We start from the raw sequence: 12,953 nt of genomic DNA on the forward strand, positions 1-12,953 counted from the left end.
GAGTGAGAACACTACTCCGCGCGAACCTCATGTCAATGTGGCCGAGGTGAGCTCGTCGTCGTGATTCACTCCGTCGACAGGCCGAGCCGGGGATAGAGGGTCTCGAAGGCGTGGCGCAGGCCGTATTCGAGCGTCGCGCCGCCGTGAGACGTTCCGGGCGAGATCGCGAGACTCGTCGTCATCCCCGCGGCGGAGGCATCCTTCTCGAGAATTCTGGATGCACCGAGGTACGGCTCGTCGAATGCGCCGCTGGCGAAGATCGCCCAGGTGTCGGTGAAGCGGTGCGTGGCCAGGATCGACGTGGGCTTCGCTCGCTTGTATGCCGCGCTGTCGCCGTCGAAGCCTGTGTCGATCGTCTTCTCGACCGAACCGAGATCGGGTTGCAGTTCGCCGGAAACATCGATGATGTTGCCGAACGTCTCTGGATAGAGGGCTCCGAGGGTGAGCGCGCAGATGCCGCCATTCGAGAACCCCGCCACTGTCCAGGCCTCGCGTGCATCCTGCACGTTGAAGGTGGACCGGATGAACGCGGGCACATCGGTCGACAGATACGTTCGTGCGTCTCCCTGATATCCGTCGATGCACAGCGGGTTGTTGGTGTCGGCGCCACCGAGCTGATCGACGGAGACGACGATGGGCGCGAGTCCCGAGTGGTGAGCAGCGAACTCGTCGAGGACATCTCCGATGATGTCGACGCTGGGGCTGCCGGGCTGACCCATCATCATGACGACAACGGGCAGATCGGGCGGGTCGTCGACGAGAGCGGCCGGCGGCAACCACTCGACGGCGTCTCTTGCCGCGAAGTCAGAGGAGATGGCAGGGATGACGATGCGACCCGTTCGCGATCCCGGCAGCTCCGAGGGCGGCATCCACCGGTCGGCGAGAGGAATCGTGCTGTCTGCATCTGAGGACGTGCGTGGAACGAGAGGCGGAACCGCCAGCGCTGGCTGCGTTTCGATTCCGATGAGATCGCCGATCGTCGGCTCGAGACCGAATCCGGCGTTCACCCCGAGAGCCGCAGTGACGAGAAACCAGGGAACGGCGAAGACCCCGACGGCTCGACGCCACCCGCGGGTCACCCACAGGCTCGCGGCGGCGAGTCCGCATGCGGCGGAGGCCGCGTAGATCCAGAGTCGAGACACCACGCTGATGGGGGAGTTGAATACGTCGAGGAGATCCTGCACGACGAAGACGACGGCCAGGCCGACGATCAGGCCGACGAGCGCGCCGAGGCCGGCCACCAGCATCCATCGCCGAGCGGGACGGCGTACGACGAGCGCCGCCAGCGCAGCGAGGGCCAGGATGTCGGCGATCCAGAGCCCGGGACCGGTGCTGATGTCGAGATCGAGCAGTGAGGTCATCGGGTGCCTCGATAGGTCGCGGCAACCGTGACAAGCGGCCTCATCATCAGAATGGCCAGTGCTCGGTGTCGCGGTCCCCCATGGCCCCTCCCATAAGATTGTGGCTTATCCACCCGCTGGCAGCCGGCCGGTGGGCGACTTACGGAAGCCGTTATGCCCACATCTCCTCTTGATTCTGTCATTGCCCTCGCCAAGCGCCGAGGATTCGTCTTTCCCACGGGAGAGATCTATGGCGGCACTCGCAGTGCCTGGGATTACGGCCCCCTCGGCGTGGAGCTGAAAGAGAACATCAAGCGGCAGTGGTGGAAGTTCATGGTTCAGAGCCGTGACAACGTCGTGGGCCTCGACTCCGCTGTCATTCTTCCCCGCCAGGTATGGGAGGCCTCGGGCCACGTCGAGGTCTTCAACGACCCGATGGTCGAGTCGCTCGCGACCAACAAGCGCTACCGCGCCGACCACCTGCTCGAGGCCTACGAGGCCAAGCACGGGCATCCGCCGGTCAACGGCCTCGCCGACGTGCGCGACCCCGACACAGGCAACGTGGGCCAGTGGTCTGAGGTCAAGAAGTTCTCGGGAATGCTGAAGACCACCCTTGGCGTGCTCGAAGACGAGTCGGGCATGGCATACCTGCGACCCGAGACCGCTCAGGGAATCTTCGTGGACTTCGCCACGGTGCTCAACACCTCGAGGCAGAAGCCGCCGTTCGGTATCGCCCAGGTCGGCAAGGCCTTCCGCAACGAGATCACGCCCGGAAACTTCATCTTCCGCACCCGCGAGTTCGAGCAGATGGAGATGGAGTACTTCGTGCAGCCCGGCACCGACGAAGAGGCGCACCAGTACTGGATCGACCAGAGCTGGGAATGGTTCATCGGGCTCGGAATCAACCCCGAGAACATCCGCCAGTTCGAGCACCCGCAGGAGAAGCTGTCGCACTACTCCAAGCGCACGGTCGACATCGAGTATCGCTTCCAGTTCCCGGGCAGCCAGTGGGGCGAGCTCATGGGTGTCGCGAACCGCACCGACTTCGACCTCAAGACGCACTCCGAAGCCTCGGGCACCGACCTGTCGTACTTCGACCAGACGTCGAACGAGCGTTGGATCCCCTATGTGATCGAGCCGTCGTTCGGTCTGACCCGGGCGCTCATGGCGTTCCTGGTCGACTCGTATCACGAAGACGAGGCGCCGAACTCGAAGGGCGGCGTCGACAAGCGCACCGTGCTGAAGCTCGACCCGCGAATCGCGCCGGTCAAGGCCGCCGTGCTTCCTCTCTCGCGCAACGAGGCCCTGTCGCCTCTCGCTCGCAAGGTGGCGCAAGACCTGCGCCAGAGCTGGAACGTCGACTTCGATGACGCCGGCGCCATCGGCCGCCGCTACCGTCGTCAAGACGAGATCGGCACGCCCTTCGCGATCACGGTCGACTTCGAGTCGCTCGAGGACAACGCGGTGACCGTGCGCGAGCGCGACTCGATGGCGCAGGAGCGTGTGTCGCTCGACCGCCTGCAGGCGTACCTCGCCGAGAGGCTCATCGGCGCGTAGCCCGTACTGGCTCCGCCGCATCACAAACTGCGGCGGAGCGCTAGCCCCCAGCACCGATCCGTCGATGAGCGCTTGGCGCTTCTAGTCTGCGATAGCGATAGCTTCGCTCTCTTCAGACAGGATCACCGATGGCCTCCGCCCGCTCCCTTCCCTACCCCCTCGGCTTCTCCCTCATCGACGGCCGCTACAACTTCGCCCTCTACTCCGAGACGGCCGACGTCGTGTTCGTGAGTGTCTTCGACGAGAACGGGGAAGAGAGCCGCGTCGAACTACCTCAGCGCACCGGACACGTCTTCCACGGATTCGTCGATGGTGTCGGCGTCGGTACCCGATACGGCATCCGAGTCGACGGCGAGTGGAATCCGGCCGCGGGGCTGCGTCACAACGTGAACAAACTGCTCCTCGATCCGCACGCCACCGCAATCGAGGGCGGTTACGACTGGGCCGCCGACAATCAGTCGTTCTTCGGCCACGACATGAACTCTCCCGATGAGCGAGACGACTCGGATTCCGCACCGCACTCTCCGCGCTGCGTCATCACCGATTCCGAGTTCGACTGGCAGGGCGACACCGCCCCGCGCACCCTGCTCTCGGAGTCGGTGATCTACGAGACCCACGTGAAGGGGTTCACCAAGCTGCATCCCGAGGTGCCCGAGGAGATCCGAGGCACCTACGCGGGCCTGGCACATCCGGCCGCCCTGAAACATCTCACCGATCTCGGCGTCACCGCCGTCGAGCTGCTACCCGTGCACCAGTTCGTGCAGGACAGCCACCTCACAGAGAAGGGGCTTCGCAACTACTGGGGCTACAACTCGATCGGGTTCTTCGCGCCGCACAACGAATACGTGTCGGATGCCGCGGGCCAGGCGGGTGGGCAGGTCACCGAGTTCAAAGAGATGGTCAAGGCCATTCACGCCGCGGGCCTCGAGGTGATTCTCGACGTGGTCTACAACCACACAGCCGAAGGCAACGACCTGGGCCCGACGCTCAGCTTCAAGGGCATCGACAACGCGGCGTACTACCGACTGGTCGAGGGCGACGAGGCGCACTACTTCGATACCACGGGCACGGGCAACAGCCTGAACGTCAGCCACCCGGCCGCACTCGGCCTGATCATGGACAGCCTGCGCTACTGGGTGACCGAGATGCACGTCGACGGATTCCGTTTCGATCTGGCCACGACGCTGACCCGCCAGGGCGGCGACGCCGAGTTGCACAGCGCCTTTCTCACTCTCATCGCGCAGGACCCGGTGCTCGCGCCCGTGAAGATGATCGCCGAGCCCTGGGACACCGCGGGCTATCAGGTGGGCGGATTTCCCGCCGACTGGTCGGAGTGGAACGGCAAGTTCCGCGACGACGTGCGCGACTTCTGGAACGGAAGCGACTCTGTGCTGGGCACGGTCTCGCAGCGCATTCTCGGGTCGCCCGACGTCTACGAGGCGTCACGGCGCTCGCCGCTCTCGAGCGTCAACTTCGTCACCGCACACGACGGCTTCACCCTGCACGACCTCACGTCGTACAACTCCAAGCACAATGCCGCCAACGGAGAAGACAACAACGACGGCGAGAGTGACAACAAGTCGTCGAACGGGGGAGCAGAGGGACCGACCGACGACGAGGCAATCAACGCACGGCGTGACCGGAAGCGGCGCAATCTGCTCGCCACGCTGCTGCTCTCGGCCGGCGTGCCCATGCTGCTCGGGGGCGACGAGCTCGGGCGCACCCAGGGCGGCAACAACAACGCCTACTGCCAGGACGATGAGATCTCGTGGTTCGACTGGGAGCACGCCGACCACGAGCTGTTCGAGTTCACCCGCTTCCTGATCGCTCTCCGCGCTGAGAATCCGGCGCTGCGGCCCACCTGGTTCCGTCAGGCCCCCGAGGTGCTGTCAGAGGTGCCGGATGCGATCGCCTCCGACGCCGTGGAGATCGTGCGAAGCGATGGAGAGAGCTTCGACGACCACGACTGGGACAACCCGAACGCTCGCACCGAGACGCTCGTGTTCACTCACGAGGGCGCGGACTCGTTCGCCTTGCTGTTGAACGCGGCCGAGAACGGCGTCGAGTTCCAGGTTCCGGATGCGCCCGGATCGGAGTGGGAATTGGCTACGTCGAGCGATCCCGCGCAGGTCGTCGCTGGCCCGGTCACCACCCTGATCGTCTCGGGTGGGTCGTTCACGCTGCTGCGCTCGCGGGCCTGACGCACCGAACTTTCTGGTCTGACGCCTACTTCAAGCTGACCCCGTCGATCACGGCGGGGTCGGCAGGCTTTCCGTCGCTGGCGCCGCTCTTGGTGCCGTCATCGGCGATTTTGGTGACCACGTCGAGTCCGCTGGTGATGGTGCCGAGCACCGTGTAGCCGCCCGCGGCATCCGAGGGGATCGTCGAATCGGCGTAGACGATGAAGAACTGGCTGCCCATGCTCTCGCCGTCGCCGCCGATGCGCGCCATCGCGAGGGTGCCGGCAGGGTAGACGTCGTCTTTCGGGGCGTTCTCGATGGGGCCGTACGAGTATCCCGGGCCGCCCGTTCCTGTGCCCGTGGGGTCGCCGCACTGCAGCACGTAGATGCCCTCGGTCACCAGCCGGTGACATGAGGTGCCGTCGAAGAAGCCGTCGTCGCTGAGCGAGAGGAACGACGACACGGCCTGCGGAGCGGCGGCTCCGTCGAGCGTGACGCCGACGTCCTGACCATTGATCGTGATGGTGCCCGTCCAGTCGCGGTTCTCGGCGAGTGAGGGAGACGGGGCGCCGTCGACCGCGCTCGTCGACGGAGCCTCGGTCGACGATGACGACGGGTCGCGCTCGTTGTCCTGGATCTGGTCGCCGATGCCAGACAGGCTCGTGATGACCAGCACGATCGTGATCGCTCCGGCGACGAGGCCCGCGTACCCGATGACGACGCCCGCTATAGCGAGCCCGCGTCCCTTGTCGCCGGTGCGCTTGATCCGGTGCAGCGCGATGTGGCCGGTGATGACGGCCGCCAGCGAGAGGAAGAAGGCCGAGACGAGCGAGACGATCGCCAGGGGGTCGGTGCGGGTGTTACCTGGCCGGTACGGGTTGGTCATCGGGACTCCTCTGTGGTGGAACGGGCGTAGCGAACCAGAGCAACAGCATCCCATGCGGTCGCCAGAGGGTAGGAGCGCTGCACGACATCGACGGCGGACTGGACGCCAGGCGTCCGTTGCAGCGCGGCAAGAATTCGCTCGCGAAGGGGCGCTCCGGCCTCGCTGAGTAGCCTGGCGGCCGATGGGCCGCCCATCTGTCGAGCCCACGACGCACGGCGTGCCGGCAGCACCAGACCTCCCCTGCTGGCCGCGAGCATAACGCCCACGATGAAGCAGAGCCACGCGGCGATCAGGCTTGGACCACTGTCGTCTGACGTCAGCGCCACGACGAGGCCTAACGCGGCGAGGGCCACGCCGACGATCGCGAGAACCCAGCCCAGGGCCGTCAACGCCGACGGTGAGAGCCGTTCGAGGCGACGGGAGAAACCGCCATGATCGATCGGCTCGAAGTGTGCCGCTGCGTCGGTTCCCGCAAACGCCCCGACAGCATCCGGATCATCGCGCAAGCCCGCGACGCGGTGAACGATGTCGACACTGGCAGAGCCCGGAAAGAGGGGAAAACGAGTGGTGACAAGGCGGACGGTCGCGAACCGGCGCATCGACTGCGTCGTGATGATCTCTGAGAGATACCCGACATCGATGGTGCGAAGCGCGAGGAGAGGATCGGAATTGAACGTGTCGCGGTACCACGCGGCGGCTGCGTCCTGCTGCAGGGCGGTGTAGGCGAGCAACCATATGGCCGCGGCCAGTGATGTGCCGCCGAACATGAATATCAGGTTCGTGCGCGACGGGGCTAAGGCGAGGATCGCGATGCCGATCAGAATGACGGCGACCCAGAAGGCCACCGTGAAGATGCGCGCGCGCAGGGCGAGCATCTCGAATGACGGCGCAGGCTCGGAAGCACGTGAGTCGGGAGTCACGATGAGGCCGCCATACGTGCGCCGGTCGGCCAGCTCATACCGTCAGTGCTGACTCGAATTGGTCCAGACATGTCGCCTCAACTCGTCGTCGGACAGAACAGGATTTCCGTCTCAGGAGGGCAACCATCACCCCTTCTCAGGGGAGTCTAGTGGGTGGCCGACCCGAGTCGATCGGAGAGCGGCACCTCAGTCGATTGCTCTGGGTTGGCGCCGTGCGCGCCTTTGATCGCGGGCCGACGCACGCCCATCAAGGGGAGAGTGATGTTGCAGAGCGGGCCGATGAGCAGCGCGAACGCGAGCGTTCCCAGGCCGACATTGCCGCCCAGCAGCCAGCCGATGAGCAGCACCGTGGCCTCGACGCCGAAGCGGCCTACCCAGATCGGCCATCCGAGACGATTGTGGATGCCGGTCATCAGCCCGTCGCGCGGCCCCGGCCCCATCTGGGCGCCGATGTAGATGCCGCTCGCGACGGCGAGTAGCACGAGCCCAGCGGCGAACATGCCCGCCTGGGCCCATACGTTCGGCATCGACGGCAGGAGCCACACGCTCAGCTCGATGATGGGTCCGATGAGCAGCACGTTCAGTACGGTGCCGAGTCCGGGCCTCTGCCTCAGTGGGATCCACAGCAGAAGCACGAGCGCGCCGATGATGTTCGTGAGCAGGCCGTAGCCGAGGCCCGTCTGAGCCATGAGGCCCTGAGCGAAGACAGTCCACGGGTCGACTCCGAGAGCGGCTCGGATCATCAGGGCGTCGGCGAAGGCGTACAACGCGAGACCGGTGATGAGGCGAGCGAGACGACGAGCGAACGAAAAGGTCATTCATGCATCCAATTGCAGAATTGGCCCTGGATCAAGAAGCCAATCTCGCTAAAGTGGTTTCATGTCTGATGCTCTTCTCGGCACACGCGCACTACGTTCGCTGCTCGGCGACTGGAAAGACGGTGGTGGGCCGCTGTATCAAGCGCTGTTCGACCGCATCCGCCTTCTCGTTCTCGACGGCCGCATCCCCGCCGGCACGAGGCTCCCCGCCGAACGCGAGCTGGCGCAGGCGCTCGAGGTGAGTCGCACCTTGGTCACCAGCGCCTATCGCGAACTGCGCGAGGGCGGCTACACCACGAGCGTCAGAGGCTCGGGCAGCGTCACCCGAGTACCCGGCCGGGCACACCTCGCCGTCGACGCAGAAGGAGGGTTTCTCGATTTCACGAAGGCGGTCATGCCGGCGAGCCCGGGCATCGCCCTGGCGACGCAGCAGTCGATGGACGACTTCGGTCGTTATCTGCAAGGCCCGGGCTACAACTTCGAGGGAATACCGGAGCTGCGCGATGCCGTCGCTGCACGCTACACGGCGCGGGGGCTGCCGACGAGCAGAGAGCAGATCCTCGTAACCACGGGTGCGCAGGCCGCCATCGCCCTGCTGTCGCGGGTGCTGCTCAGCCGCGGCGATCGGGCTCTCGTCGAGTTGCCGAGCTATCCGCACGCGTACGAGGCCCTCGCCCTGGCCGGGGCACGACTCGTGCCGGTGAGCGTCACGCCGGGCGAGGGGTGGGACGAGTCGGCGCTCGAGCAGCTCATGCGCCGAACGACTCCCGCTGTGGGCTACCTCATGCCCGACTTTCACAACCCCACCGGCGAGTCGATGTCCGACGAACTCCGCGAACGCACCATAGATCAGGCGATGCGAGCGGGAACGACGCTGCTCATCGACGAGACCTCGGGCGAACTCGATATCGACCGCGAGGGCAGTTATCTTCCGTTCGCCGCCTACGCGACGCCGGGAGACGAACGCAGCGTGGTCTCTATCGGCTCTGTCGGCAAGACCATCTGGGACGGCCTGCGTGTGGGCTGGATCCGCGCGGAACCCGGGCTCATCCGAACCCTGGCGGCGGCCCGACCGGCCAGTGATCTCGGCACGCCGGTTCTCGAGCAGCTCATCGTCACGCGCATGCTCGACGACATGCCGGCGATTCTCGAGGGTCGTCGCGAGCAGCTTCGGGCCGGGCGCGATCGCCTGCAGCAGCTCGTCGCCACCGGCTTTCCGGAATGGAGCGCACCGCCTGTGGTCGGCGGCATCGCGAGCTGGGTGGCGCTCGGGTCTCCCGTGTCGTCTCAGCTCGCGCTCGCGGCGCGAGCCGAAGGGCTCCTCATCACGGCCGGGCCGCGATTCGGGCTCGACGGGGCCCTCGAGCGATTTCTGCGCATCCCGCTCGGCTGCCCGATCGCGCAACTCGAACAGGGCATGGATGCGCTCGGCCGGGCCTGGCAGGCGATCATGCGCAATCCGGTTCCCGGTGCGCAGGCGTTCGGCGACGTGGCCTGACGCGTCAGGCCACGCGGATCAGGCCAGCGGCGGGTCAGGTACTTCGGTGGGTTCGTCGAGATCGGGGTAGTCCGAGGTGTTGCTCGACGCCACGGGCTTGGGTGCCTGCAGGTGGCTGGTCCTCTCGCGGATCTTATCCACGAGTTCTGGGTCTACCGGGTCTTCGATCGGGGTCTCGACCTCTTCGACGATGAACTGGCTGGCAGGGCCGAGCAGCAATTGGGTGTGGACGAGCTGGCCCGCGTCATTGATGCTGGGCACGTCCAGCGTGTCGCTGGATTCCTGTCGGGCGAGCTCACTTGCGTACTCGAGGATGGCATCCGCCACTTGGTCGCCGGTAACGACGCCGCCGCCGCTGTAGAGGATACGTTTCATGTTCCGATACTGGCGGGGATGATCTCGAGTCACAACGCCTTGCATTGCTGGGCTGTTCGCCGTAAGCATGGCCTCGCGAGTGCGGCCACCCCGAGGCCGGATGTCATAGTTGACTAAGCGAAACGGTCGCTGCGCCGCTCGACAGAAGGTACCCCTGTGCATTTTCTCGCCATTCTCAGCATGAAGAACCGTGCGTTGATCGCGCTCGTCACCATTGTGGCGGCCGTCTTCGGCGGTCTGGCGCTGACGAGCTTGAAGCAGGAGCTCATCCCGTCGATCGAGTTTCCGCAGCTCGCCGTGCTGACGAACTATCCCGGAGCATCGCCCGAGGTCGTCAACGACGATGTATCCGTTCCGATAGAGACCGCCATTCAGGGCGTGGCCGGCATCGAGACCACCACCGCGACATCGAGTACGAATCTCTCGATCATCAGCGCCACCTTCACCTACGGCACCAACCTCGCGACCGCCGAGCAGAAGATCAACCAGGCGATCAACCGCATCAAGTCGAGCCTGCCCGAAGACCTCGATCCTCAGGTCTTGTCGGGTGGAATCGACGACTTCCCGGTCGTGCAGATCGCTGTGACTCCGGCGGATGGCACCACCGATACCAAAGCGCTCGCGGCACTGCTTCGGGCTAACACTCTTCCTGATATCACCGACGTGGCGGGTGTTCGTGACGCGCAACTGGTGGGCGACATCGGTCAACGGGTGACGATCACGCCCGATCCGGCGAAGCTGGCCTCGGCCGGACTGTCGACCCAGGCGATCCGGGATGCCGTCAAGAACAACGGGCTCCTGATTCCGGCCGGCTCGCTCACAGAGAATGACAAGACCCTCTCTGTGCAGGCCGGAACGAAGCTCACGAGCGTCGCGGACATCCAGGGCCTGCCGCTCGGGGGAGCGCCGAAGCCGGAGGGTGGCGTCTACACGATCGCCGATGTGGCGTCGGTCGCGCTGACAGACAACCCCGTCACCTCGATCTCGAGGGTCGACGGCAAACCCGCCCTCACCATCGCCATCACGAAGCTGCCCGCGGCGAACACGGTCGAGGTGTCGAACGCCGTTCAAGACCTGCTGCCCAAGCTCAAGACCGCTCTCGACGGCGCCACCTTCACGGTGGTATTCGACCAGGCCCCCTACATTCAGCAGTCGATTCAGGCGCTCACCGAAGAGGGCCTGCTCGGTCTCTTCTTCGCCGTCGTGGTGATCCTCGTGTTCCTGTTGTCGATCCGGTCGACGCTCGTGACCGCGATCTCGATTCCCACCTCGTTGCTCATCACCTTCATCGGTCTGCAGACCGCGGGGTACTCGCTCAACATCCTCACCCTCGGTGCGCTCACGATCGCCATCGGACGAGTGGTCGACGACTCCATCGTCGTGATCGAGAACATTCGAAGGCATCTGGCGTCGCCCGAGGGAGTGGCCCGCATGCAGGGCGGCACCGACCGGGCGGGCGCGGCGAGAGCCGCCATCATCGTCGAGGCCGTTCGCGAGGTGGCCGGTGCCATCACCGCGTCGACGATCACGACCGTCGCCGTGTTCCTTCCGATCTCGTTCGTCGAGGGGACGACAGGCGAGTTGTTCCGGCCGTTCGCTCTGACGGTCACCATCGCGCTGCTGGCCTCCCTCATCGTGGCGCTCACGATCGTGCCCGTGCTCGCCTACTGGTTCCTCCGCTCACGCAAGACGAAGACACACGCGCACGACATCGCATCCGCTCCCGTCGTGCCGGTCGACGCTGCCACAGGGCTCGAGTCGCGCCGCGCCAGGCGGCAGGAACAGTTGGTCATCGAGGAGGAGAAGCCGTCTGCGCTGCAGAAGCGCTACCTGCCGATTCTCGAGGGCACGCTGAAGCGACCGGTCATCACGCTCGTGTCGGCGACACTGCTGCTGCTGCTCACTCTCGGCCTGACCCCGTTCATGAAGACGAACTTTCTCGGGTCGAGCGGGCAGAACACCCTGACTGTCACGCAGACGGTGCCCGTCGGCACGAGTCTGGATGCGCAGAACACGGCCGCACAGTCGGTCGAGAAGGCGCTGCTCGGCATCAAGGGCATCACGACCGTGCAGCTCAGCATCGGCTCGAGCGGTTCCGCGCTTCGAGACGCCTTCGTCGGCGGCGGAGCCGGAGCGATCACCTACTCGATCACCACCGACGAGAGTGCCGATCAAGACGCCCTCGCCGAGACCGTTCGCACGACGCTCGAGAAGACCAGCGACGCCGGTGACATCCAGGTGGCGGCCTCGGCCGGATTCGGAACATCGAGCGACATCGCCATCGACGTGACCGCGACCAGCGCGGCCGACCTGCAGACGGCATCCGATGCCATTCTGGCCAAGGTCTCGAAGCTCGACGCGATCACACAGAGCGAGAGCAATCTCAGCAACTCGCGGCCCTATATCGCCGTCACCGTCGACAGGGTCAAAGCGACGGAGGCGGGACTCAGCGAGACCGTCGTGGGCGGAATCGTGTCGCAGGCGATGCAGCCGCAGACTCTCGGCACGATCTTCATCGACGACACCAGCTACACGATGTACATCCAATCGCAGACCTCGCCGGCGACGGTCGCAGACCTCGCTGGGCTGCAGATTCCCAGCGCGGCGGGATTGGTTCGCCTCGACTCGGTCGCGAAGGTCGAGACGGTCGACGGGCCGGCATCGATCACGACGGTCAAGGGTGTGCGTACCGCCACCATCACGGCGACGCCGGCGAGCGACAACCTCGGTACGGCGAGCGCGGAGGTGCAGGCGGCTGTCAACGACACCAAGCTCCCCGCCGGAGCGACCGCTACTCTCGGCGGGGTGACCAGCGACCAGGGAGATGCGTTCAGCCAGCTCGGAATCGCGCTGCTCGTCGCCATCCTGATTGTGTATGTGGTGATGGTCGCGACGTTCCGCAGTCTGCTGCAGCCGCTCCTGCTGCTCGTGTCGGTGCCGTTTGCGGCAACCGGCGCGATCATCCTGCAGCTCGTGTCCGGTATCCCGCTCGGCGTGCCCTCGATCATCGGTGTGCTCATGCTCATCGGAATCGTCGTGACCAATGCCATTGTTCTCATCGACCTCGTGAACCAGTATCGCGAGAAGGGGCGCTCTGTGCGCGAGGCTCTGATCGATGGCGCGAGCCGCCGACTTCGGCCCATTCTGATGACGGCGTTGGCCACGATCTTCGCGCTCCTGCCCATGGCGGTCGGGCTCACAGGTCACGGCGGTTTCATCTCGCAGCCGCTCGCGCTCGTCGTCATCGGTGGGCTGGTCTCGTCGACGGTGCTCACGCTGCTCGTTCTGCCGGTGCTGTACTCCGTGGTCTACGGCGCACTCGAGCGGCGCAAGGCGCGGCGTATAGAACGCGAAGAAGGACGTGTCGCGTAACAGGCGA

At 65.4% G+C, this 12,953-nt stretch carries 9 protein-coding genes; 4 read left to right on the top strand and 5 right to left on the bottom strand.

Going from position 1 to position 12,953, the window contains the following annotated elements; genetic code table 11:
- Positions 1-65: 65 nt before the first annotated feature.
- Positions 66-1,361, bottom strand: a complete 1,296-nt coding sequence (locus tag B9Y86_RS07445) for an alpha/beta hydrolase (RefSeq protein ID WP_085484551.1) — start codon at positions 1,359-1,361, stop codon at positions 66-68.
- A 153-nt stretch (positions 1,362-1,514) separates the two neighbouring features.
- Between B9Y86_RS07445 and B9Y86_RS07450 the strand changes: the two genes are divergently transcribed.
- Together B9Y86_RS07450 and glgX are read left to right on the top strand one after the other, a co-directional pair.
- Positions 1,515-2,897, top strand: a complete 1,383-nt coding sequence (locus tag B9Y86_RS07450) for a glycine--tRNA ligase (RefSeq protein ID WP_055945121.1) — start codon at positions 1,515-1,517, stop codon at positions 2,895-2,897.
- Between the two features lie 128 nt (positions 2,898-3,025).
- A complete protein-coding gene (gene glgX / locus B9Y86_RS07455; RefSeq protein ID WP_085484553.1) occupies positions 3,026-5,098 on the top strand; it encodes a glycogen debranching protein GlgX in 2,073 nt (690 codons plus the stop codon).
- Between the two features lie 25 nt (positions 5,099-5,123).
- On the opposite strand, the gene B9Y86_RS07460 is transcribed toward glgX, so the two are convergent.
- The 3 genes from B9Y86_RS07460 to yczE all read right to left on the bottom strand — a co-directional run bounded on the left by B9Y86_RS07460 (position 5,124) and on the right by yczE (position 7,701).
- Positions 5,124-5,963: a peptidylprolyl isomerase gene (locus tag B9Y86_RS07460; protein ID WP_176223298.1), complete on the bottom strand. Its 840-nt coding sequence runs from the start codon at positions 5,961-5,963 to the stop codon at positions 5,124-5,126.
- On the bottom strand, positions 5,960-6,883 hold the full coding sequence (locus B9Y86_RS07470; RefSeq protein WP_139824796.1) for a hypothetical protein: 924 nt from the start codon (positions 6,881-6,883) through the stop codon (positions 5,960-5,962). Before B9Y86_RS07470 ends, B9Y86_RS07460 begins: the two co-directional genes overlap by 4 nt.
- Positions 6,884-7,029: 146 nt before the next feature.
- Positions 7,030-7,701 (bottom strand): membrane protein YczE, encoded by a 672-nt coding sequence (yczE, locus tag B9Y86_RS07475; protein WP_085484557.1) that lies wholly within the window; start codon positions 7,699-7,701, stop codon positions 7,030-7,032.
- Positions 7,702-7,762: 61 nt separating this feature from the next.
- Between yczE and yczR the strand changes: the two genes are divergently transcribed.
- Positions 7,763-9,199, top strand: coding sequence for a MocR-like transcription factor YczR (yczR, locus tag B9Y86_RS07480; protein ID WP_085484559.1), 1,437 nt, complete (start codon positions 7,763-7,765; stop codon positions 9,197-9,199).
- An 18-nt stretch (positions 9,200-9,217) separates the two neighbouring features.
- On the opposite strand, the gene B9Y86_RS07485 is transcribed toward yczR, so the two are convergent.
- Positions 9,218-9,574: a hypothetical protein gene (locus B9Y86_RS07485; RefSeq protein ID WP_085484561.1), complete on the bottom strand. Its 357-nt coding sequence runs from the start codon at positions 9,572-9,574 to the stop codon at positions 9,218-9,220.
- 156 nt (positions 9,575-9,730) lie between these two features.
- Here B9Y86_RS07485 and B9Y86_RS07490 point away from each other — a divergent pair, with 156 nt between their 5' ends.
- The gene (locus tag B9Y86_RS07490; protein WP_139824797.1) at positions 9,731-12,946 is read left to right on the top strand and encodes an efflux RND transporter permease subunit; all 3,216 of its coding nucleotides are present in this window, start codon (positions 9,731-9,733) and stop codon (positions 12,944-12,946) included.
- Positions 12,947-12,953 lie beyond the last annotated feature (7 nt).

This window comes from Agreia pratensis, from assembly GCF_900177685.1.
GTDB classification, from domain to species: domain Bacteria; phylum Actinomycetota; class Actinomycetes; order Actinomycetales; family Microbacteriaceae; genus Agreia; species Agreia pratensis.